General features: G+C 36.9%; 26 protein-coding genes. 23 read left to right on the forward strand and 3 right to left on the reverse strand.

All coding sequences use genetic code 11. The features are described 5' to 3' along the window. Positions 1-299 precede the first annotated feature (299 nt). Positions 300-893 (forward strand): LURP-one-related/scramblase family protein, encoded by a 594-nt coding sequence (locus BUA88_RS08445; protein WP_072915991.1) that lies wholly within the window; start codon positions 300-302, stop codon positions 891-893. 186 nt (positions 894-1,079) lie between these two features. On the opposite strand, the gene BUA88_RS08450 is transcribed toward BUA88_RS08445, so the two are convergent. Beyond that, on the reverse strand, positions 1,080-2,504 hold the full coding sequence (locus BUA88_RS08450) for a class I adenylate-forming enzyme family protein (protein WP_072915995.1): 1,425 nt from the start codon (positions 2,502-2,504) through the stop codon (positions 1,080-1,082). A 487-nt stretch (positions 2,505-2,991) separates the two neighbouring features. Between BUA88_RS08450 and abc-f the strand changes: the two genes are divergently transcribed. The 22 genes from abc-f (at position 2,992) to BUA88_RS08565 (ending at position 19,976) form a co-directional block, all read left to right on the forward strand. After that, positions 2,992-4,515, forward strand: coding sequence for a ribosomal protection-like ABC-F family protein (abc-f, locus tag BUA88_RS08455; RefSeq protein ID WP_072916000.1), 1,524 nt, complete (start codon positions 2,992-2,994; stop codon positions 4,513-4,515). A gap of 119 nt (positions 4,516-4,634) precedes the next feature. Beyond that, positions 4,635-5,327, forward strand: coding sequence for a flavodoxin family protein (locus BUA88_RS08460; protein ID WP_072916005.1), 693 nt, complete (start codon positions 4,635-4,637; stop codon positions 5,325-5,327). Positions 5,328-5,368: 41 nt separating this feature from the next. Next, positions 5,369-6,430, forward strand: a complete 1,062-nt coding sequence (locus BUA88_RS08465) for an alpha/beta fold hydrolase (protein ID WP_242939599.1) — start codon at positions 5,369-5,371, stop codon at positions 6,428-6,430. A 12-nt stretch (positions 6,431-6,442) separates the two neighbouring features. Further along, complete coding sequence (locus BUA88_RS08470) at positions 6,443-6,895, forward strand: GNAT family N-acetyltransferase (RefSeq protein WP_072916015.1); 453 nt, start codon at positions 6,443-6,445, stop codon at positions 6,893-6,895. Positions 6,896-6,908: 13 nt separating this feature from the next. Continuing rightward, the gene (locus tag BUA88_RS08475) at positions 6,909-7,421 is read left to right on the forward strand and encodes a GNAT family N-acetyltransferase (RefSeq protein ID WP_242939600.1); all 513 of its coding nucleotides are present in this window, start codon (positions 6,909-6,911) and stop codon (positions 7,419-7,421) included. Positions 7,422-7,431: 10 nt separating this feature from the next. Then, positions 7,432-7,848, forward strand: coding sequence for a GNAT family N-acetyltransferase (locus BUA88_RS08480; protein WP_072916019.1), 417 nt, complete (start codon positions 7,432-7,434; stop codon positions 7,846-7,848). A gap of 284 nt (positions 7,849-8,132) precedes the next feature. Next, complete coding sequence (locus BUA88_RS08485; RefSeq protein ID WP_072916024.1) at positions 8,133-8,381, forward strand: TIGR04076 family protein; 249 nt, start codon at positions 8,133-8,135, stop codon at positions 8,379-8,381. Positions 8,382-8,388: 7 nt separating this feature from the next. Then, complete coding sequence (locus BUA88_RS08490; RefSeq protein WP_072916029.1) at positions 8,389-8,589, forward strand: hypothetical protein; 201 nt, start codon at positions 8,389-8,391, stop codon at positions 8,587-8,589. A gap of 31 nt (positions 8,590-8,620) precedes the next feature. After that, complete coding sequence (locus BUA88_RS08495; protein WP_083572441.1) at positions 8,621-8,968, forward strand: chromate transporter; 348 nt, start codon at positions 8,621-8,623, stop codon at positions 8,966-8,968. A gap of 54 nt (positions 8,969-9,022) precedes the next feature. Next, on the forward strand, positions 9,023-9,859 hold the full coding sequence (locus BUA88_RS08500; RefSeq protein WP_072916033.1) for a CPBP family intramembrane glutamic endopeptidase: 837 nt from the start codon (positions 9,023-9,025) through the stop codon (positions 9,857-9,859). A gap of 495 nt (positions 9,860-10,354) precedes the next feature. Next, positions 10,355-10,867, forward strand: a complete 513-nt coding sequence (locus BUA88_RS08510) for a GNAT family N-acetyltransferase (RefSeq protein ID WP_072916037.1) — start codon at positions 10,355-10,357, stop codon at positions 10,865-10,867. Positions 10,868-10,872: 5 nt separating this feature from the next. Continuing rightward, positions 10,873-11,622, forward strand: coding sequence for a nucleoside phosphorylase (locus BUA88_RS08515; RefSeq protein WP_072916042.1), 750 nt, complete (start codon positions 10,873-10,875; stop codon positions 11,620-11,622). 29 nt (positions 11,623-11,651) lie between these two features. Beyond that, the gene (locus tag BUA88_RS08520) at positions 11,652-12,197 is read left to right on the forward strand and encodes a cysteine hydrolase family protein (protein WP_072916045.1); all 546 of its coding nucleotides are present in this window, start codon (positions 11,652-11,654) and stop codon (positions 12,195-12,197) included. Then, entirely contained in the window at positions 12,178-12,588 is a 411-nt protein-coding gene (locus BUA88_RS08525) for a peptide deformylase (RefSeq protein ID WP_072916050.1), read from the forward strand. Before BUA88_RS08520 ends, BUA88_RS08525 begins: the two co-directional genes overlap by 20 nt. Positions 12,589-12,659: 71 nt before the next feature. Further along, positions 12,660-13,223: a GNAT family N-acetyltransferase gene (locus BUA88_RS08530; protein WP_072916054.1), complete on the forward strand. Its 564-nt coding sequence runs from the start codon at positions 12,660-12,662 to the stop codon at positions 13,221-13,223. A gap of 10 nt (positions 13,224-13,233) precedes the next feature. After that, positions 13,234-13,449 carry an aspartate dehydrogenase gene (locus tag BUA88_RS08535; RefSeq protein ID WP_072916057.1) on the forward strand — a complete coding sequence of 72 codons (216 nt, stop codon included), beginning with the start codon at positions 13,234-13,236 and terminating at the stop codon, positions 13,447-13,449. 147 nt (positions 13,450-13,596) lie between these two features. Continuing rightward, entirely contained in the window at positions 13,597-14,019 is a 423-nt protein-coding gene (locus BUA88_RS08540; RefSeq protein ID WP_072916060.1) for a DUF4430 domain-containing protein, read from the forward strand. A 1-nt stretch (position 14,020) separates the two neighbouring features. Continuing rightward, positions 14,021-14,557 (forward strand): hypothetical protein, encoded by a 537-nt coding sequence (locus BUA88_RS08545; protein WP_072916242.1) that lies wholly within the window; start codon positions 14,021-14,023, stop codon positions 14,555-14,557. Between the two features lie 49 nt (positions 14,558-14,606). Next, positions 14,607-15,704 carry a flavodoxin gene (locus tag BUA88_RS08550; protein WP_072916064.1) on the forward strand — a complete coding sequence of 366 codons (1,098 nt, stop codon included), beginning with the start codon at positions 14,607-14,609 and terminating at the stop codon, positions 15,702-15,704. 193 nt (positions 15,705-15,897) lie between these two features. Continuing rightward, complete coding sequence (locus BUA88_RS08555) at positions 15,898-17,229, forward strand: MFS transporter (protein ID WP_072916069.1); 1,332 nt, start codon at positions 15,898-15,900, stop codon at positions 17,227-17,229. 7 nt (positions 17,230-17,236) lie between these two features. Further along, positions 17,237-18,349: a helix-turn-helix domain-containing protein gene (locus BUA88_RS08560; RefSeq protein ID WP_072916073.1), complete on the forward strand. Its 1,113-nt coding sequence runs from the start codon at positions 17,237-17,239 to the stop codon at positions 18,347-18,349. Between the two features lie 142 nt (positions 18,350-18,491). After that, positions 18,492-19,976 carry a hypothetical protein gene (locus BUA88_RS08565; RefSeq protein ID WP_072916075.1) on the forward strand — a complete coding sequence of 495 codons (1,485 nt, stop codon included), beginning with the start codon at positions 18,492-18,494 and terminating at the stop codon, positions 19,974-19,976. 92 nt (positions 19,977-20,068) lie between these two features. On the opposite strand, the gene BUA88_RS08570 is transcribed toward BUA88_RS08565, so the two are convergent. Both BUA88_RS08570 and BUA88_RS08575 read right to left on the reverse strand, forming a co-directional pair. Beyond that, on the reverse strand, positions 20,069-20,563 hold the full coding sequence (locus BUA88_RS08570) for an HAD family hydrolase (RefSeq protein ID WP_242939601.1): 495 nt from the start codon (positions 20,561-20,563) through the stop codon (positions 20,069-20,071). Continuing rightward, positions 20,556-21,434 (reverse strand): ParB/Srx family N-terminal domain-containing protein, encoded by an 879-nt coding sequence (locus tag BUA88_RS08575; protein WP_072916077.1) that lies wholly within the window; start codon positions 21,432-21,434, stop codon positions 20,556-20,558. The genes BUA88_RS08570 and BUA88_RS08575 overlap by 8 nt, the downstream gene beginning before the upstream one ends. Between the last annotated feature and the right edge of the window lie 21 nt (positions 21,435-21,455).

Raw genomic sequence — 21,455 nt, forward strand, 5'->3', positions numbered from 1 at the left:
ATAGAGTACTAACTGTGGAGTATGGAGGACTTGCTGATAGAAAGCCCTTTTTATACTACGTAAAAGGAAGGTGTTAATGGGAATTATTCCGTAAAGAGGAGTGGTCTAAGAGTAGTTAATTCACACTTATACAGTGTTTTTAAGAAAAATTGAGAAAAAACTGTAGGAAGGTGTTGAGATGGAACTCAGATAAAGATATAGTGTCTAAAGCTGGATTGAAAAGAAAAGACTAAACCACAAAAATTGTAATATATGGAGAATTAGGGTAAAATCCATATAAATTATAGGAGGTAAGTGAGATGGGTTTATTTTCAAAGTATAGGGAAGCAGGGGAATCTGTAAACTATGATAATGTAGAGCGATTTGGTGCGCCAGTGCGCTCATTGTTTACAAGTACTAAGGTGATTACACTTCGTCATGAAATTACAATAACAGATGATAATGAGAATGTAGTTTATGTGGCCCGTACCCAATTTCCAACAATAAAAGATAAGACTGATATTTGGGATTCAAATGAACAGCTGGTAGCTCATCTTGAAAAGCAGATTTTTTCTTTTCATGAAAGACGTTTTGTTACTATGGCTGATGGTACTGAATTCCAGTTATCAAATGAGATTTTCCATATAATCAAAGATGTTACAAATATCGAGGGATTAGGCTGGCGGCTTAAGGGAAATTTTGTGGGTCTTAATTTTGAGTTATATGATGCTAATGATGAAATACTTGCAGTTATATCACAAAAGATGATCTCTCTTCATGATAAGTACTGCATCGACATTTACAAGTCTGAGCATGAGAAAACAATAGTGGCTATTCTTATAGCTCTACAGCACATGATGGCAGACAGAAGAAATTCCGAGGCGGCTTCAGCTTCAGCTTCATCATCTTCATAAAGCTGATTATTATAACAAAATACTTATAACGAAAATGGAATAAGTATTAGAAAAAACATGTCTGTTCTTAATACAATATAAAAGGGCCTAGAAGTTATAGGCCCTAATATTTTTGTTATTTATAATGCGTGCCATCTATGGTATTTTTAACGACCATGGCTCATAGTGTAGACAAACAAATTATTATTAGATAGCAATAGCTGTTCTTTTAATCTTACCTGTTCCAGTCTTTTCGAATTCTGTATCTCTGAATTCTACACCGTAGATTCTTTTGTAAAGTGGAAGCTTTTTATTGAGCTCCTCTACGTGTGCTTTGATTTCATCTTGAGTACCTTCTTCGCTGAAGACGGAAACATGAATTCTGTCATTTTTTTCGAAGGCGATACATTCCTTTACGTTGGAATTGGCGTACATGTAGTTCTCAAGCTCCTCAGGGCTGACGTTCTCACCACCTGAGAGGATGATAAGATTCTTCTTACGACCAGTGATGTAAAGGTATCCATCCTCGTCAAGATGACCAAGATCACCTGTGAAAATCATACCGTCGCGTAGGATTTCTTCGGTAGCCTCATCATTTTTGTAGTAACCCATCATGTTACCCCAGTAGTTGATACCGATTTCGCCATCGATAATCTTAATCTCTGCATCATCATATGGGCGACCTACAGAAGCCATGTGATGTTCCATATCGAAGTTGAATGTAGCATTTCCGCCTGTTTCAGTCATACCATAGTACTGCCCGAAAGCGATGCCGTGTGAAGTGATTTCTTTAACATCCTCGACACTTACAGGAGCACCTGCTGTGCAAAGAATCTTAACATTACCAAGTCTGTCGACGTGACCTCTTCTGATAGCCTTAAGCCAAAGCTTTAAAGTGCCAGGAAGAACACAAGCATAATCAATCTCTTCACCTACAAGGTCATCGAGAATGTTTTCTGGATGAACACTCTGATAGAATGTGCAAGCGTGCTCTGACCATGTGATAAGAGCAAGCAGACCACCTATGTGATAGAATGGGAAATTTGTGTAGATTGGCATTCCAGGATATGGCTCAAATCCGTTTGAGTATCCCTTTGGAAGTGCAATCTTCTCACCGCCGAAGATATTGCCAACAGAAAGCATTACACCCTTTGAAAGGCTAGTTGTGCCTGATGTGTAGACAATCATCATAAGGTTGTTAGCTTCTTCTTCTGTGAAGTCCTTAAGATCTTTTGCTTCTACATCACCTTTAAGTGCGATGTCAAAGCTGTAAGTCTTTACATCTGATAAGAAGCTGAATTTTTCAAGATCGTCAGCAATAAGATATTCTGCATCAGAATTCTTTACTGCGAACTTAAGATTTTCTTCCATCTCACGGAAGTTAAGTGGGATGAAAACTGCTCGGCTGAACATGAGCGCAATTGCGATAATTACGTATTCATAGCTGTTTCCGCCGATAAGGGCTATGTGCTTGCCCTCTAATGGACCCATAAGATTTTCAAGTCTTGTAGCGCATTCTTTTATGTCGCGTATGTATGTCTCAAATGTAATGTTGTATGAATTTTCGCCGTCCAAGAATCTGAAAGCATTAACATGCTTTTCCTGTTCCAATGTTTCCAAATATTTGAACATTATTCTACCTCCTTGTTCAAAAATTATTGCGAACGTTAAAAATTATAGCATGAATAGGTGTCGGGATTTTTGAAGAAGTTGCCAATTTGGTGCTTTTCGTGACAGGCTTTAGGGGATACTAACTATTGATGATATATGTGAAAACTTTTAAAAAGAAGAGTGTAATTAATTAGTTACTATTCACAGTAATATTAGTTAATTAATGGTAACATTGATGTGTTGCATTTTGTTCTTATAGGTATTATACTGAAGCAAATTGAAAGAAAGTACACGTTTGTGTGTAGGTGAGGAAATGAGAACAAGATAGTTTAATTTGAGTAAGCACATATGATTTTATGGCCTGAGAATCAGGCTAGTTTGTGTACGCTTAAATTAGATTATCGCTTTATTTATCCTTATTTGCACTGATAGGTGATTATAGAGGATTTTTTAGCGAGTCTGTTTTGCGTATGCAAATACAGACTCTTTTTTTGCACTGGAGGTTTTTATGGCACAAATTAATGTTACAAATTTAACTTTTGCTTATGAGGGAAGCTTTGACGATATTTTTGAGAATGTTTCCTTTTCTATAGATACTAATTGGAAGCTAGGATTTATCGGCAGAAATGGTAAAGGTAAGACAACCTTTTTAAATTTACTTCTGGGAAGATATGAATATGAGGGAAGCATTTCTACAAATGTCGTTTTCGATTATTTTCCATATAAGGTCAGTGGGACGGATATGGAAAAGACAGCAGACGAGCTTATGGAAAAATGGAAGCCATCTGTGGAAAGCTGGAGAGTTATGTGTGAACTGCCTCAGCTATCAATAGATGCTGACCTGCTTTACAGACCTTTTAAGACATTGAGCTTCGGAGAGCGTACTAAGGTTATGCTTGCCGTATTGTTTTCTGGGGAAAATGACTTTCTGTTGATTGATGAGCCAACGAATCATTTGGATATGGAGGCTCGTGAAATTATAAAGAATTACCTGGCAGCAAAGAAGGGATTTATCCTTGTTTCTCATGACAGAGATTTGCTTGATGCTTGTATTGACCATGTATTGGTTTTAAACAGAGCAACAATAGAGGTTCAGGCAGGAAACTTTTCAAGCTGGTGGGAAAATAAAGCAAAAGCAGATGCATTTTCTAAGCATGAGAATGAAAAGCATTTAAAGGAAATTGGAAAGCTGAAAGCTACAGCAGACAGATCTTCTAGATGGGCAGACAAAGGTGAGGCAAGAAAGATTGGCTTTGACCCAGTTAAGGAAAATGATAGAAGTATAGCAACCAGATCCTACATTGGAGCCAAGACTAAGAAAATGCAGGCAAGAGTGAAATCCTACGAAAAGCGAATTGACCGTGAGATAGCTGAGAAAGAGGGCTTACTTCAGGATTTGGAGGAACCAATCGACCTGAAGGTAATGCCGATGGAGCACTATAAGAAGGTGCTGGTTGATTGCAAGGATTTGACTTTGAAATATCAGGATGGCACAGAGCCTGTTATTAGCAATTTGTCCTTTGATTTGCTTCAAGGGGAGAGAGTATTTTTAAGTGGAGAGAACGGATGTGGAAAATCCACATTAATTAAGGCGATTTTGGCGGAAGCCAGTGCTGGCGATGTCTCAAACCTTGCCATTGAAGGAACTCTGAATGTGGCACCAAATCTTGTTATCTCATATATCAATCAGGATACCTCCTGGCTTAAAGGTAGCTTGAAAGACTATGCCCTGAAAAATGGATTGGATTATAGCCTTTTTCTTTCTATTCTGAGCCAGTTGGATATGAGCAGAGTTCAGTTTGAAAAGAATATAGAGGACTATTCTGAGGGGCAAAAGAAGAAGGTTCTTATAGCTGGAAGTTTGCTTACTTCAGCCCATTTGTATATTTGGGATGAGCCACTAAATTACATCGACGTGTTCTCACGTATGCAGATAGAAAAGCTGATAGAGGAGTATCAGCCTACTATGCTTTTGGTGGAGCATGATGTGAGATTTAGAGAAAAGCTTGCCACAAAAGAGATAGCACTATAGGTGGATGGGGTTGAGCTTTAATTTTTAGATATTTAAATGATTACCATGTTATAGGGTTTGTTGATTTAAACCTTGCAATCAGATATAATTCAGCGTAATTTAGGAGTGGAGGCAAAGTTATGAAAACAATAATAATTAATGGGCAGAATCATCAAGGGTCGACTTACCATATTGGCAAGGAGTTGGCAGATAAAATTGGCGGCGAAACAAAGGAGTTTTTTCTTCCAAAAGATTTTGGAGAGTTTTGCCTGGGATGTACAAACTGCTTTTTAAAGGGCGAAGAAACTTGCCTACATTATGAAAAGCTGAAGCCTATTGTAGATGCTCTTGATGAGGCTGACGTAGTAATACTTACAAGTCCTGTTTATGTTATGCATTCAACCGGTTCTATGAAAGCATTTTTGGATCATCTTGGCTATCGCTGGATGGTGCACAGGCCAGAGGAAAAGATGTTTAAAAAGCAAGGTGTTTGCATAAGTACTGCAGCAGGGGCTGGAATGAAGTCTACTAACAAGGATATGGCAGACAGTCTATTTAATTGGGGAATTGCAAAGATTTATAAATATGGAATGGCTGTGGCAGCTACAAGCTGGGAGGACGTTTCTGAAAAGAAAATGGCTAAGATACATAAGGACATGGATAGACTTGCGGCTGATATCAAAAGCAGTCATGGGAACGTGAAGCCAGGAATAAAATTAAAGGCTTGGTTTATGTTATGTCGCTTCATACAAAAGAATGGATACAATCCTAAGGACATGGAGTATTGGAAGTATAAAGGATGGACAGAGGAAAATCGTCCTTGGAAGGCATGAGTAATGTGAAAAACCAGTTCAAGAACGTGTAGTAGAAATTAATGATGATACGAAGAATAAAAAAGATTTTTAAAGTGATAATAATTGCTATCATTTCCTTCATAGCAATTATTCTAGTGGCACATTTCATAGGCAGAATAATTAATAACAGAACACCTGAGGGTGGGATAAATGAATCAATGTATGTAGATATTAATGGAACAAAGCAATGGATAAATATCTATGGACAGGATAAGGATAATCCAGTTTTACTTTATCTTCACGGCGGTCCAGGTTCATCAACGAGTATTTTTGATTATGTGTTCACAAGAAAATGGAGTGATGTTTACACGGTAGTCACTTGGGATCAGCGTGGCTGTGGAAAAAGCTACAACACTTCTAAAACAGAAACTATAACAGTAGATATTTTGATGCAGGACGGCAAGGAGATTACTGAGTTCCTACTTGACTATATGGGTAAAGATAAGATTACTCTTCTAGGACATTCGTGGGGTTCCTTGTATGGTGCCAACTTAGCTCTGGAGTACCCTGAATACTATGAAGCATTTATTGGCACAGGACAATTTATCGATCCTAAAGAGAATGAGCAAAGGCTTTACGATGCTGCACAGGAATGGAGTGAGGGCGACGAAGAAGGGAAGGCAATACTTGCAAAATGGTCTCCTGACAAAGAAGATTCCTTAGAGGCTATACAGGCAAGAAACGCTACTCTGGAAAGATATGGCTATGGCATGATGAAAGATGGTTCTGACTATAATCTCTATACCACAGTGATTTTCAATCCAAACTATTCGATAAAGGATTATGTTAGATATCTGACAAATGGTAGTAAGGAGTTCGAACCGTATTTGGCTTTTTGGGCTAATGATGAAATGTCAAAGCTATCTCTACTTCGTAAATACGAATACAAAGTAGCCTACTACAATATAAATGGAGATATGGATTATCAGACAAACTACCAGATTGCCTGTGAATACTTTGATAATGTGAACGCTCCATATAAAGAAATGTTTGTGATGAAAAATGCAACTCACGGTCTTTTGGAATCACGCTCAGAAGAATTCTCGGAGATAGTACATAAGATAGCAGAGAGACAGAAGTAGGAAGTGAGTAAAATGGTTGATATAAGAATTGCTACAAAAGATGATATTGAGAGTTTGATGAGCATTCGACTTGAGATGCTTAAGGTCGTGAATAATCTACCAGAAGATTATGTGTATTCAGATGACTTGAAAAATGAAAGTCGCGATTACTTTTTGAATGGAGACCAGATGACGGTTTTTGCCATCGATGGGGAGACGGTTATTGGCTGTGCATCCATGAGTTTTATTAGGATAATGCCAACATTTAATCACCCAACAGGCAAAAGAGCCCATCTTATGAATGTCTACACAAGAGAAGAATATCGCCGACAGGGGATAGCTCAAAAGATGGTTGAGTTGTTAATTGAGAAAGCATGGGAAAAAGGTGCCACAGAAATCAGTCTTGATGCAACCACATTGGGAAGACCACTCTATGAAAAAATAGGATTTACAGATTCAGAAGAATGTATGGTTTTGGCAAAATAAAGGAGCGACATAAATGGAACAGACAATTATTTTGCAAACAGAAAGACTTTTTCTTCGTGAAATGAATATGGATGACTTTGATGCATTATACAAAGTTCTCGCTGATAGAGACATCATGCAGCATTATCCATATACTTTTGACGAGAAAAGAGTCAGAGATTGGATTGAAAGAAATATGAATCGCTACCATAAGGATGGTTTTGGTCTTTGGGCTGTATGCTTGAAAGATACTGGAGAGATGATTGGGGACTGTGGATTGACACTTCAGAATATTGATGGGGAGATGTTACCTGAGATTGGTTATCACATTCGTGCAGATCATCAGCGCAAAGGCTATGCAAAGGAAGCGGCAGCAGCTGTCAGAGATTGGGCTTTTTCTAGCACGAATTACCCAGCACTCTATTCATATTGCAAATACACAAATGTTGGTTCATATAAGACAGCGGAATCAATAGGTATGCATTTTGAGAAGGAATACACAGATCCCGAAAACAAGATTACACATGTATCAGTATTATTTCGCTAGGAGATGGCTCATGTTTTTCAAGAAAAAGATTGAGTATAAGCAGACTACAGAATTTACAGCTGATCAATTGCAGAGATTATTTCTTTCGGTCAACTGGGAATCAGGAAAATACCCAGAGAAATTAGTCAGAGCAATGCTCAATTCTTCTAGAGTTATATCTGCATGGGATGGAGATAAGTTAATTGGGTTGGTTCGTGCATTAGATGATGGAGAGACTGTAGCATTTCTCCATTATCTTTTGGTAGACCCAGCATATCAGGGCTATCACATTGGAGATAATTTAATGAAACAGATTATGAGCTTTTATGAGAATCTCTTGTATGTGAAAATCATTCCATCTGATCCTAAAACAATTCCATTCTATGAGAAATATGGATTTAGACAATATGACAACTACTCAGCTATGGTTCGCAAGAATTTTTCATGAAACTCTAGTTTACGGAATAAACATGGTTTATAGCCTTTTTTACCGTAGTCATTTTTGTAGTTAACATTGCTTTTACGGAAGATTAAGAGTTTATGTCCTTGTTTTCCGTAGGATTTTTTGCATGTTGCAAGGATGTAAGTGATTTGATTCAAAATTACTACGGAAAAACAATTGTTTTAAGCTAGTTGTTCCGTAAAGAGGTTCAATATACCAAAATTGACTACGGCAAAAATGACATGAGATGTTAAATATTCCGTAAATCTAATTTTTAAGGGAGAATAGCTATGCCAAAAGTGAAGATTACAATTACAAAGAGTAAATGTAGATGTGGGTATTTCAAGGAAGGACGGGAGTTTATAGTGGATGACTTATGTCCACCATTATGTCATGAGTTATGGAATAATATATATCCTTCAGTCTATGGCTTGCAAAATGGTGCTACCCTTGACTATGGGGATGTAAGAGCAAAAATGTTTGATGCAAAATGTCCGGATGAAGGAAGGGTTTGCATACATGGGGAGGTTTTAGAGTAGATAATCTATGAATTCAAACATATCAAAGTTGAGTAACCAAGAAGCTGATATTCATATTAAAGAAGAGCGCATTTCTGCTGAGGAATATATTGAATTTATAAAGAGAACTGATTTGGGGTCACAGTATCCCAAGGTACGTTTTGAGGAACGAATCAGGACGCTGGTTAAGAATCATATAGAGTGGACCGAGTGGACCGTTCAATCCTGAATGAAATGAAAAATGGAGCGAAAAAGGAGGATTGCTGGGAGCCGCTATAGCAACCACAGCAGTTGTTTTACCTGCATTTTTTATTATTCTGATTATTATGGTAATTATGAACAAGTTCCTTCAGAATCCATATGTTAAAGCTGCTTTAAGTGGTTTGAAGCCTTGCATTATTGGAATTATTTTAGTGACAGGTGCACTTATGATTTTAAAGAATTGCGGACTATTATTTGATGGTAAGACAGATATACTTACTATTGGATTAACTTGTGGTATTGCATTTATATATTTTGGTTCAAGGAAAATTATGAAAAAAGCTATTAATCCTATAATGATGATATGCATGTCAGCAGTGGTGGGGATTGTGGCATACGCTTTGTAGCATGTTAATGTATTTGTATGTGAGAAAATGTTTGCAACGAGGAGACTTAAATAAATGAACGAGCAAATAAGAAAAAACACCGCATTATCTTGTTGGATTATATTTGTAATCTTGATATTAGTACATGGGTTTGAGGCTATCGTCCTTAGGATGGATGAAACTATTTTTGGAGAGAACTTCATCAATAAGGTATTTGGCATTCTCGTAGTTTTCCTAGTGGTGCGAAGCCTTAACTGGAAATTGTCTGATATAGGGTTTGCCAAAATTGGATTTATAAAACACATCGGCATAGGATTATTGATTGCCATGTGTTCGTTTATTATTTCATATGGTGTAGAAATCATTATCCTCAAAATCCAGGGGTACGATATCGAATTTGGAATTTTCACTACCGGATTTTCATTGACAGGTGAAGCTGATGTGCATACTGGAATTGGATTTATCCTGATGTGTGTGTTCTTCAATATCATAAACGTAGTTATGGAGGAAGGCACATTTAGAGGACTTTTTTATTGTATTTACGGTATTGATCATTCTGCTAAGTTCGCGTTGCTGTTTCAGGCATTCTTATTTGGAGTATGGCATATTGTGACACCACTTCATAATCTGATTGATGGTGATATTAACATTGGAGCATTCATTGGACTAAGCGTGGGATATATCATTCTTGCTGGACTAATGGGTATCAAATGGGGACTGCTTTATCGTATGACTGGAAGTCTTTATGTAGGAATGGCTGACCATTTCTTCAACAATTGCGTTGCTACAAATCTGCTTCATGTAATTACAGAAAGCGGCGTGGATGAAATGATGATCATTCGTGTGGCAATAGCTCAGTTGTTATCATTTACAATTATTCTGCTGGTATGGAAGAAAAGAGAGAATAGATGATTACTCATTTGACTTCTGCAGAGGGTGTCGCTCTTGTCACAATACTGCAAAGTGTGTAATGGATGATTCTTCGGTAATCGAGAAAATTTAGCAACAATACAATAAATGTTTATCGCAGCATTACAAGATAATCCTATTTTTCATGGGACCAGTGATAAAAAATTCCTATTTTTTTATATTCTTTATCGCAAGGATACGAAGTTATGCGCATTTCAATGCTTGCCGCGATAGAAAATCATCCATTTAGAGGGGATTTTTATCACAAGCCGTGTCATCCGCCTCAGTGTTTTCGTTTTGGCGCGATAAAAGAATGTTTAAATCCGTAGCAATATAGTACTTTTTTATCGCATGAATGTGTAGGATGCTTTAATATTTACTTAGTTGCGATACTTATATCAGTTGCGGTTTTAAAGAACTAGAAGTTTTTCCACTATTGTGGGATGAGTGGAATCCCTGCCAGGTGTATGTGTTGACTTTGAAGTGAGGTGTAACGTTTTGAATATATTAGCTGAAACAGATAGATTATTAATAGTTGAGATGACAATGGATATGGTGGAGGACGTCCACAGAAATTCATTAGATGAAGATACAAGAAGATTTGTACCTGATGAAGTATTTGAAACATTGGAAGAGGCCAAGGATACGGTGGAATTCCTAATGTCTCAATATAATTCCACTGATGGGCCGATGGTTTATGCATTGCTTTTGAAAGAGGATGATGTAAATATAGGGTACGTTCAACTTGTTCCCATTGGAGAAGGCAAATGGGAGATTGGGTACCATATTGCAAAACAGCATACATGCAAAGGCTATGCAACGGAAGCAGTAAAAGTATTTCTTCCGATTATAACAAAGAAAGTTGGCGTAGATGAAGTTTATGGAATTCGTTTATTGGAAAACAAAGCATCAGGAAGAGTCCTGGAAAAATGCGGATTTGAAACCTTCTTTGAAGGAGAAGGTGCTTATCATGATGGAGTCTATAAAATAAGTAAGAGTGTTTGGGGATAGAAAATATGTTAAAAGATTTTTATGATATCGAAACAGAACCAATAGTAAATCTTGAAGCATTTTATGGTAAACCTAAAGAGATTACTGATAAATGCTTAATTATTTTTTCTAAAGAAATTCATGATTATTTGCTGGCAAATTATGCATGTGAAAACATCGGAACAATAACTGCTTGTAATGGAAATACACCTATATATTTAGTTGAACATAATGGGGAAAAAATAGCATTCTATTTAACAGGTATTGGAGCAGCTGTTGCATCAGGAACTTGCTATGAGGTTTACTGGCAAACAGGTGCTACAAAATTTATTATGTTTGGCTCCTGTGGAAGCTTAAATCCCGAAGCCACAACAGGTAAATTCATTGTGCCAACCCAAAGTTACCGAGGCGAAGGCACATCATATTATTATGCACCGGCTGCAGATTATATTGATATAAAAGGTTCTGAGAGATTATCAGAAATTTTTGAAGAGCTAGATATCCCACATGTAAAAGGTCGAGTCTGGACTACAGATTCAATGCTTAGAGAGACAAAAGGGCTGGTTTCAAAAAGAAAAGCTGAAGGATGTATAGCAGTAGAAATGGAACTTGCTGGTGTTCAGGCATTATGTGATTTTTATGGTTTGACACTGTATGATTTTCTTGAAGCTGGTGATGTACTTGCAGATAGCGGCTACGAAGTGAAAGAATTAAAAAATGCAAATCACAGTCTTGGAAAGTTATTTATAGCACTAGAAGTTGCGGTAAGAATATAAGCTTAGTTAGTCAAAATGGAGAGTCAAAAATGGTATTATTAGTTATTGATGTACAAAAAGGAATTACAGATAGCAGATTATATAATTTTGATAGTTTCATACGAGAGACAAAGAAGGTCATTGATGCTGCAAGAGCAAAGAATATTGAGATTATTTATGTTCAGCATGATGATGGTCCTGGAACAGGTTTTTCGGTAGGAGATGAGGACTATGAGATAGCAGATCAGGTTGCTCCAAGCGAGCATGAAAAGGTTTATGTTAAGACTATCAATAGTGCTTTTGGGAATGAGAAGTTGGCTCAACACTTACAAGAACAAGAAGATAAGCGACTAATGATTGTTGGATTACAAACAAATTTCTGTATTGATGCAACAGTAAAATCTGCCTTTGAAAGAGGCTTCAAGGTGATTATCCCAAAGGAAACAAATTCTACTTTTGACAATGATTACATGAACGGAGAGACTACATACAGATATTATAATGAAATGATGTGGCCTGAAAGATTTGCACAGTGTGTATCTGTAGAAGAGGCTATTATAATGATGGAGAGAAATTATGGTACAAGAGATAATTAGAAATCAAATGTTTTTGGCTCAGAAGTGCGAGCCTGCCACAGAGAAGGATGCGCAGATAGCACAGGATTTGCTGGATACATTAAGAGCTAACATAGATCACTGTGTTGGTATGTGTGCCAACATGATTGGAGAAAGGAAGACTATTATTGCTGTTGCGGCTGGTCCTTTTCAGTTTGTAATGATTAATCCAAAGATTACCAAAAAGAAGGGCGAGTATAAGACTGAGGAAGGATGTCTGTCCTTGGATGGAGTAAGACCTTGCACTAGATATGACGAGATTGAGGTTGACTTCCTTAATCAAAACTTTGAACCACAGCATGCCAAGTATACTGGGCTTACTGCAGAATCTATCCAACACCAGATTGACCATTGTAATGGGATAGTAATATAAGAAATTAACATATTTAAGAGGACAACATTGAATGATAATTAAACAGCAACTGGAGATAATAGAGCAGATATATGAACTTAAAACAATTAAATGAGAACGAAATAACGAAGCTCTACAATGAGCATATGGTAATAGATTTTCCCAAGGATGAATTGAAGCCACTGAATATGATTCTAGAATCAGTGCGTGAAGGTTTTTATGATTGCCTGGGGCTTTATGAAAAAGAGGAAATGGTTGGCTATACCTTCATGGTAAAGCTTGATAACAGCTATCTAATAGATTATATAGCTATCTTTCCAGAGCTTAGAAACAAAGGTATAGGAGCAAACCTACTCATTATTATAGATGACTATCTTGAAACAGCAGATAGAATTTTTGGAGAAGTAGAAGATCCAGACTATACAGATGATGAAGAGCAAAAGAAGCTTCAAACCAGGCGCCTAAACTTCTATCTACGCAATAGCTGTAGAGACACAGGGCTTCGAGTAAATTGTTTTGGTGTTAACTACATAATATTAGAAGCAGGAAAGACTCAATTTAAGGATAAAGATGAGGCTTGGAATCTGTATGAAAGATTCTATAAAAGCTTCTTACCAGAGGAGAAATTCAAGAAAAATATAAGAAGAATAAATTAGGTGATGGCTTATGTTTTTCAAGAAAAAGATTGAGAAAAAAACATATGATAAATCAACCAAGAAACCTATTATAAAAGCTTCTATTTGTAATGGAGAGCAAGTTGCTGGTTTCAAGAATATATTTACTGGTGCCTTTGAAGAAGTGATGCTTATAAAGAACCAAGATGATTTGGCGGCATTCAAAGAGATATATGATATCACTGAAGAAATTGAAAAGGTATATTAAAAGATATGACTTCTTGTGGGCTACTTAAGGAAAAACCTATGCTTTGGTATTATGCTGCAAAAGCTCAAAAAGAAGATAAATATATTATTCACTATGGAATATAATTATTTATAAAAGTAAATGTAATTAGAAAAGGAGAATATTGAAATGGAAAAGAAAAGTACAAAGAAAATAATAATAGGTTTGGTTATATTAGCAGTGCTTATTGGTGGCTTTTTATTATGCTACAACAAGTTTGCTGCTAAGGGCACAGTTGGCGAAAAGGCCATAGTAATTGAAGTAGTAGATTCTAATGGCATTAGTTCAGAGTACGATGTTAACACAGATGCTGAGTATTTGAAGGATGCTATGGATGAGTTAGCCGCTAGTGACAGCTCTTTCTCATTTAGTGGCCAGGAAGGTGATTATGGTCTCATGGTAGAAGTAATCAACGGAGAGCAGGCTATCTATGCTGAGGACAATGCTTATTGGGCATTATATGTAAATGGAGAGTATGGACAGTATGGTGTAACTGAGCAGCCAGTAGGTGATGGAGATACCTATACCTGGAAATATGAATCTGCAGAATAATATGAATAATAAAGTCTGTTTTACCACTAAAGATATTGCTTTAGCGGGGATGATGATTGCCGTAATCGAAGTATGTAAGGTGGCCCTTAGTTTTTTACCAAACATAGAACTGACCACATTTTGGCTGATAATGTTCACTTTATATTTTGGAAGAAAAGTGGTAGCAGTTGTTCCAGCTTTTATCTTGGTGGAAGGTGTCGTCTACGGAATGAATACCTGGTGGATAATGTATCTTTATATTTGGCCACTGCTTGTATTACTTACATGGATTTTTAGGAAGGAAGATTCCGCATTATTCTGGGGAATTGTGTCAGGGATATTTGGTCTCTGCTTTGGAATGCTTTGTTCAATTACATATTTTTTCATTGGATTGAGTTCTGGTGGAGTGGTTGCAGGATTTAACACAGCCTTTTCCTGGTGGATATCTGGAATAATGTGGGATATGGTTCACTGTGCAGGTAATTTTGTATTTATGGTGATTCTTTATACGCCTATAAAAAATGTGATGAAAATGATAGCTTCAAGAACCAATTGTTGAGTATCTTCAAGAAATAGGATAAGAGTTTTAGCACGAAATGGAGGAGTGTATGAAAAAGAAGGTAGGCGTGGTTGTAGACATTATTATGTATGTGATTCTGCTGGTTCAGATGATGTACGTGTTTATTGGAAACAATTTACATGAGCTACTTGGAATTGGATTTTTTGTATGTCTCATCATCCACCTTTGTATCAAAAATTGGTGGGCCAAGACAATCTTGATTAAGAACAAACCAGCCTCTCGGAGATTTTTTGATATTATTACTATTCTGCTGGTTTTGACAATCATAATCCTTATGATCAGCAGTATGGGTGTATCAAGATTTTTGTTTACCTGGTTCCATTTTATGGGCAGCGCAGACCTGCACCGTTATCTTGCTACAGCTGTACTTACGCTTGGTGTTATCCATGGTGGGATGCATGGTTTTTGGCACGCTAAAAAAAAGAAACTTGCTGTCGTGGGAATCGTTATTGCAAGTGTAATTGCGTTTGCGTTGGGCATCTTTGGAGTACCATTTTTAAATCGTCAAAAAAGAAGCGTAGAAATATCCTATGCAGATAAGCAGCCAGAAGCAACTATAGAATGGCAAGGAAACAAGCCTCTGGTAGTTTATTTTACAAGAATGGGAAATAGCAATTTTGAGCCCGATGTTGATGCTGTTTCTGGTGCATCTCTCCTTATGTCAGATGGAGAAATGATGGGTAACAACCAGCTCCTTGCAAAAATGGTATGCGACATCACTGGCTTTGAATCAGAAGCAATCACTCTCACAGGAGAAAAGTATCCATCTTCTTACAGTGATACGATAGTGGTGGCTGGTGATGAGCTTAAAGCCCAGGCTAGACCTGGCGTGGAGCCAATTGATGTTTCAGAATATGATTCAATCATCCTTATCTACCCTTTGTGGTGGGGTTCGATTCCAATGCCTGTTGCCACATTCCTTGAGGATAATGATTTCGATGGTAAGACAATCTATCTAATCATAACTCATGGAAGTAGTGGATACGGAAATACGATATCTGAGATTGAGGAGCTCTGCCCTAATGCAAAGGTAGTACCAGGGGCAAGTATTTATTGTGAGGACATCCCAGATGCAGGTGATCAGTTGATTGAGTTGCTTCGTAGGTGGAATACAGGAGTTAATTAACATTTTAAATATAAATCAGTGCAAAACAGACCCAATTCTGTGTGGAAGAGGGTCTGTTTTTTTCACAGAATAACAATAGAAAAATTTCCGTAACGGAAAGTTTTTCTTTTACAACTAGTACAACAAGTGTATTATAGTTTGTGTAAGTTCCATGTAGAATGAAGTCATGAAAACAAGTAAGGAGGCTTCAGGTATGGAACAAAATAAGAAAATGTATGGGGAAATTTTAAAGGAACGTGAATATAGAAAGCTGATTTTTGCTGCAGTTATTAACCGTTTTGGTGATTCTGTTGATGCAATAGCTTTTACATGGCTGGTTTATCAGATTACACACAGCGCAGCTTGGTCAGCAATAGTGTTTGCGCTTAATACACTTCCAAACGTAGTGGTTCAGCCTTTTGCCGGAGCCATTGTTGAGAAGCTTAACAAAAAGCATGTGATTGTGGCTACGCACATTCTAAGAGCAGCCATCATTACATTGTTTGCTATTTTATATAAAGCTGGCATGGTAAATGCATTAATCATGGCAATTTTCACTTTAATCATTACTACAGTTGAGTCCTTTAATCTTCCTGCAACATCAGCTTTTACTTTGCAGGTGGTAAAGAAAGAGCATATGACCTGCGGAATGAGTCTTAATTCTATGCTTTCAAGTGCAGCTTCACTGGCTGGAACAGGAGCAGCCGGTGTAATTATTGCCACAGCAGGTGTTTCAACTGCAATGATGATTGATGTAGTAACCTTCGTATTGGCAGCAGTGCTTATAGGTGCTATGAAGACTGGACTAGCAGCACAGAAGAAAGAAGCAGAGGCATCTATCCAGAAAAATGCTCCTGAAGATAAAAAAGAAGAGAGCAAACTTGAATTCTTTTTAGATGGTTTTAAATATGTTGCAAGCTCACGTGTTATCTGCAATTATGGCCTGCTTGCTGTTGCACTTAACTTTATGCTTATTCCTATAAATGCACTTCAGGCACCAATTGCCAGCGAGATTTTTCAGATGGGTGGAGAAATCCTTAGTATTGCAGGTGCATTTGCAGCAATAGGCGGTATCGCAGGTTCAGCACTTGTGCCAGTTCTTTCACAGAAGCTCTCACCACTTAAGATGATAATGCTTGGAACAGCAGCTTTAGGTGCTGGAATGTTTGGAATTGCTTGTGGTGGTTTCTTTGCAGGAAACAATATTGTTTGTTATGTTGACGTTGCAGCTTCATTTTTCATCATGATGGTTGCAGCTTCAATTATCGGAGGCACAATAAATATTCAGTTTATGAAAAATGCTGATCCAAAGTATATCGCAAGAGCAGCTGCAGTAATGGGCGCTTGTGGAACGGCATGTATGCCTGTGGGCTCAATTCTATTAAGTGCAGTAGTGGCTAAGGTAAGTACAGAGTCAATCCTTATCTTCTGTGTGATTTTTGCAGTAGCTGTTTTTGCAGTATTAGCTCTTGCAAAGCCACAGATGGAAATTGAGGAAGGCTCTCTTGGGATAGATAACGAAAAATTTTCAGCTAGTATAGGATAAAAGAATCATGCAAATTAAACTAAATGAGAACATAAAAAAATATCGAAAAGACATGAATCTGACGCAGGAAGAACTGGCAGAGGCATTTGGAGTCACAGTTGGAGCAGTGTCAAAATGGGAAACTGGAAGCAATGTGCCGGATATTCTAACCCTTATGCAGCTTGCGGATTTTTTTAATATTTCTGTTGATGTTCTTTTGGGATATAGTATGTCTTCTAAAAATGCGAATGATATTTCGGATAGGCTGGATAATCTATTGCACGAGGATAAATATGACGAGGCTATTTCTGAGGCAGAAAAAGCAGTTGCAAGATATCCTGGCAATTATAAGATTCTCACTAGCAGCGCGTATACATACCATGTTGTTTCATCAGTAAAAGATAATAAGGATTACAGGGAAAAAGCAATAGAGCTTTGTGAATCAGCTCTTCGCTACGTTTCACAGAGTGATAACCCAGATCAGGAAACCTTTAGCCTCAAATATCGCATAGCAACCTTGAAGGGACGTGATAATCCTGAGAAATCTCTTGAAGAGTTTAAAAAGGTAAATTATCAAGGAATAGCAGATATAAGTATAGCCAATATTTTAAGAATGACAGGCAAACCAAATGAGGCAATGGAAGTCTATACAAGAGTCTTGGTATCTATTCTCGTTAAGGTCTTGGAGTATGCTACAGGAATTTTTATGGTCCTTGTTTCGCTGGATGACATAAAGTCGTATAGGGAAGCCAGCGAACTCATGGACTGGTACATTACTATAGTAGATGCAACCAGCCTGGATAAATGTGAGAACAGCTATCTTTCCAAAATGAGAATTATGGGACTAATATTTAAAGCTTTGGTTCTTTCATGTCTCAAAAAGTATGATGACATGGAAAAGTGTATCGACTCGGCCTTAGAGATAGCCAAGAAGTACGATAAAAATCCTTCAAATGATTTTGCTGGAAAGATTAAATTCTGGCATGGAAGTAAGGATTATCACACATCTATATATGATGCATTTGGTGTAGGTGCTGTTGCTGGAATTGATAATCTTTTTAGCATAGGTCAAAAGATGCTTCCTGAAAAAGTTATACAGAAGATGGAAAGGGCGCTGGAATATTGGAATAAAATAAAATGATTTTATGTAGAAGAAAAAGGTTTAACAGGGCTCGACTTAAAGTATCTCTCATTAGTTTTTATGGAGTTTGAACATATTCTTTATTTTTTTTCACATTATTGTATAATATACAACGTTAAATAATAGTAGGGGAGAAAGAATTATGAAAAATAAGAGAGATATAGCAATATTCACTATGTTTGGTTTAGCTGTCTTTGCAGGATTGCTATTATTCTTTTCAAAAATTAATCCATTAGTTGTATATGATGCAGACGACTGGCTTTATGTATATGAGTTGCGTAAGCCAATCCCCCTTATACATGCATGGAATCCTACCAAGGTTTTCCCAGAAACATTCATGCCATTGGCATCTTATTTTGGAGCATTGGTGATTAATCCTAGGATTAATAATTACTGCTTTTCATTGACATTGGCGCATGCTCTTTTTAGCAGCTTGATTTTGACTTTGTACTTTGTTCATTTCCCAATTCTTTTTTACAAGAGAGAATTTGCATCATTTAAGTCAAGCGTGATATATGGATGTTTCTTTTTCTTGTTACATTTCATTTCACATATGGTGAATGGTCGAAATAACCCATTTGCTCTTTGGTCAGAGAATCTCACATGCTTTTATAATTATACTTTGCCAGTTGCATTAAATGCAGCACTTGTAATGCACTTTATGATTTATGGTGGATCAAAGAAATGGTTTGAAAAAAGCAATCTAATTCATAAGTTTGTTGTAGCAGTATGGATTTATTTTGCCCTAAATTCTAATCTATATTCATCAGTTGTTTTGGCAACATACATAGGAACAGAGTTATTCCTTATTTTGAAAAGAGAGCTAAAGGAAAAGAGCTTTGATTTAAAGACATATTGTGGTTGTAATTGGTTTAACCTATTAATTATTTTCTGCTGGGTTGGAACAAATATATTAGAGCTTTTTGGTGGTAGAGCTGGTGGAATGCAAAAGAGTTTCATAATAAATTTGCCAATAACAATGGGTATGGGAGTATTTAGTCTGGTAGGCAAGAATATATTCTTAACTATTTTAGATATATTTGTTTTTGTGTCATGGCGTAAACTACATAATAAAAAACTCACTCCAACAGCTGAAAGATTCTTGTATTACATTGGTTTTGGATTGATTTATCTTACTTTTCTAAGTGCCGCTGTTGAGCCTACTTATATTTTTAGACCACAGATAACTATTTGTAGTTTCTTCTACATTTTTATGGGAATGATTGCGTGCTTGAATGAGTTGAAAAAAACTAATAGCAAATACAAACGTGCACCGCTAGTTTTGTTGGGAACACTTGGATTGTTATTTGTTTTTCCAGGACATCTTTTCTGCCCATACAACTACTCAATTCTTTCTTATGACAAGTGTGAAGTCCTTACAAACGATATCATAAGTCAGTTTAATGAGGCTGAACAGGAAGGAAAAAGTGAAATAGTTCTTGAGATACCTAAATTTACTCAGGAAGGCAATTGGCCACTAAGCGATTTCATTGGGGAGAGATACGCAAACGCTTTATATAAACACAAAATTACAAAATCATATATAACTGTAAAAGATTTGATTATCACAGAAGAGAAAAATAGAGAACTTGATATTCCAATGGGAAAGCAGCTATTTTCGTTATAAGATTTATTGTATACATGTAATGTGCAATGAAATTCAAATTGTAAATCATTGTAAAAATATAGGCCGGATGAGGTGTGACTCATCTGGCCTTATTAATTAAGTTTAGCATTCAAATGATATGCCTGTATCAATATTTTTTCTTTCCATAATTCATCTTCAGCATCAAGATGATAGGTCTCATATCCATATTGTCTTCCATTTGAGCAGACGATTTTCTCGTCATCAATATGAAAGGCAATTCGATATTTGCTAGGCATTTTCTGAGGAAGAATCGTTGAATTATTTCTCTGGACTTCCTTTAAATGTCTTTGTCCATTTACAATCCCATCAAAACGAACATTATAAAGCTTAAAAAGGTGCCTAATGTAGCTTTCTGTCCTGAATGAAGAGGTATAAACCCATACCTCGAAGCCGAGCTCCTGCAGTTCATTGATTAACGCAGGAGTGCCCAGCCTCAGGCGTTCTTTATAAATTTTGTTGAATGGAAATGCGGGTGGATCTTCAACCTTGTGCGTCTCGGGTGACACGAACAAAACTTCATCAAGATCAAAGGATATTCGCATTTTCTCGCCGGCATTATTAATCATAAGAAGGTAGCTCCTTAATAATGTTGATTACGTCTCTTGACCAGTGATCCTTATCTTTGATTGGATATACACGGAATTCATTGGCTACATTGTCAAACATACTGACTTCAGCATTATCGAGATGTAGAGTGTATAAATAGTTGTCGACATACAGTGCTTCCATCAGTTTTTTGTCTTCTGGATTAGTTCTTTTTGATGTACCTGTAACTATACCAGTAGCAGTTAAATGGTATTTACGTAAAAGCGATTTAATATAGTCAGTGGAATAGTAGTTAACACTGTATACCCAAATATCAAATCCGTTTTTTTCAAGCATTCTAAATAAAGCAGGGATTCCAAGTCTCAGTCGATCTGGGTAAATCTTATTAAGTGGGAACGGTAATGGCTTTTCTGCTTGTCCTTGTGTGCCATTGTAGAAAACAACCTCGTCCAAATCAAGGGTAACGCGCTTGTTGTGCTCTGAGTGTTTAACTATTTCTTTGATTTCCTGATTGTGAACTACATTTACAACCTGTACTGGAATTTTTGGATAGCCCAGTCTTAGGGCCGCAGCCCACCTGTGATGACCGTTTAAAATCATATAGCCATCAGGATGAATTCTTTCCACCACTATTGGTTCTTCACCCATAAAATAATTTTGATAAACTCGCTCAGAATTTAGAAACTTTTTTTCATAGTCTGAGATGATTCGATAGCTTGGCCCAACTGAAGGATGTGAAAACTCATCATCAGGATTAGGATGCAGTCTCAGACAACTGCATCGTCTTTTTAGAAGGCGATGGAGCAGACTAGACTTGATTGGAATAGCTACTCCATCATGTCTTGAAATTTCATCAGCTATATATGCTTCAAATTGTGTATTGCTTTCCATAGGCTACCCCTGTTTGTGGAT

This window comes from Pseudobutyrivibrio xylanivorans DSM 14809, assembly GCF_900141825.1.
Classification (GTDB): domain Bacteria; phylum Bacillota; class Clostridia; order Lachnospirales; family Lachnospiraceae; genus Pseudobutyrivibrio; species Pseudobutyrivibrio xylanivorans.

Coding starts and splice junctions, on each gene's coding strand:
- BUA88_RS08445 (WP_072915991.1), top strand. CDS start 300: ATGGGTTTATTTTCAAAGTATAGGGAAGCAGGGGAATCTGTAAACTAT.
- BUA88_RS08450 (WP_072915995.1), bottom strand. CDS start 2,504: ATGTTCAAATATTTGGAAACATTGGAACAGGAAAAGCATGTTAATGCT.
- abc-f (WP_072916000.1), top strand. CDS start 2,992: ATGGCACAAATTAATGTTACAAATTTAACTTTTGCTTATGAGGGAAGC.
- BUA88_RS08460 (WP_072916005.1), top strand. CDS start 4,635: ATGAAAACAATAATAATTAATGGGCAGAATCATCAAGGGTCGACTTAC.
- BUA88_RS08465 (WP_242939599.1), top strand. CDS start 5,369: ATGATGATACGAAGAATAAAAAAGATTTTTAAAGTGATAATAATTGCT.
- BUA88_RS08470 (WP_072916015.1), top strand. CDS start 6,443: ATGGTTGATATAAGAATTGCTACAAAAGATGATATTGAGAGTTTGATG.
- BUA88_RS08475 (WP_242939600.1), top strand. CDS start 6,909: ATGGAACAGACAATTATTTTGCAAACAGAAAGACTTTTTCTTCGTGAA.
- BUA88_RS08480 (WP_072916019.1), top strand. CDS start 7,432: ATGTTTTTCAAGAAAAAGATTGAGTATAAGCAGACTACAGAATTTACA.
- BUA88_RS08485 (WP_072916024.1), top strand. CDS start 8,133: ATGCCAAAAGTGAAGATTACAATTACAAAGAGTAAATGTAGATGTGGG.
- BUA88_RS08490 (WP_072916029.1), top strand. CDS start 8,389: ATGAATTCAAACATATCAAAGTTGAGTAACCAAGAAGCTGATATTCAT.
- BUA88_RS08500 (WP_072916033.1), top strand. CDS start 9,023: ATGAACGAGCAAATAAGAAAAAACACCGCATTATCTTGTTGGATTATA.
- BUA88_RS08515 (WP_072916042.1), top strand. CDS start 10,873: ATGTTAAAAGATTTTTATGATATCGAAACAGAACCAATAGTAAATCTT.
- BUA88_RS08520 (WP_072916045.1), top strand. CDS start 11,652: ATGGTATTATTAGTTATTGATGTACAAAAAGGAATTACAGATAGCAGA.
- BUA88_RS08525 (WP_072916050.1), top strand. CDS start 12,178: ATGGTACAAGAGATAATTAGAAATCAAATGTTTTTGGCTCAGAAGTGC.
- BUA88_RS08530 (WP_072916054.1), top strand. CDS start 12,660: ATGAACTTAAAACAATTAAATGAGAACGAAATAACGAAGCTCTACAAT.
- BUA88_RS08535 (WP_072916057.1), top strand. CDS start 13,234: ATGTTTTTCAAGAAAAAGATTGAGAAAAAAACATATGATAAATCAACC.
- BUA88_RS08540 (WP_072916060.1), top strand. CDS start 13,597: ATGGAAAAGAAAAGTACAAAGAAAATAATAATAGGTTTGGTTATATTA.
- BUA88_RS08545 (WP_072916242.1), top strand. CDS start 14,021: ATGAATAATAAAGTCTGTTTTACCACTAAAGATATTGCTTTAGCGGGG.
- BUA88_RS08550 (WP_072916064.1), top strand. CDS start 14,607: ATGAAAAAGAAGGTAGGCGTGGTTGTAGACATTATTATGTATGTGATT.
- BUA88_RS08555 (WP_072916069.1), top strand. CDS start 15,898: ATGGAACAAAATAAGAAAATGTATGGGGAAATTTTAAAGGAACGTGAA.
- BUA88_RS08560 (WP_072916073.1), top strand. CDS start 17,237: ATGCAAATTAAACTAAATGAGAACATAAAAAAATATCGAAAAGACATG.
- BUA88_RS08565 (WP_072916075.1), top strand. CDS start 18,492: ATGAAAAATAAGAGAGATATAGCAATATTCACTATGTTTGGTTTAGCT.
- BUA88_RS08570 (WP_242939601.1), bottom strand. CDS start 20,563: ATGATTAATAATGCCGGCGAGAAAATGCGAATATCCTTTGATCTTGAT.
- BUA88_RS08575 (WP_072916077.1), bottom strand. CDS start 21,434: ATGGAAAGCAATACACAATTTGAAGCATATATAGCTGATGAAATTTCA.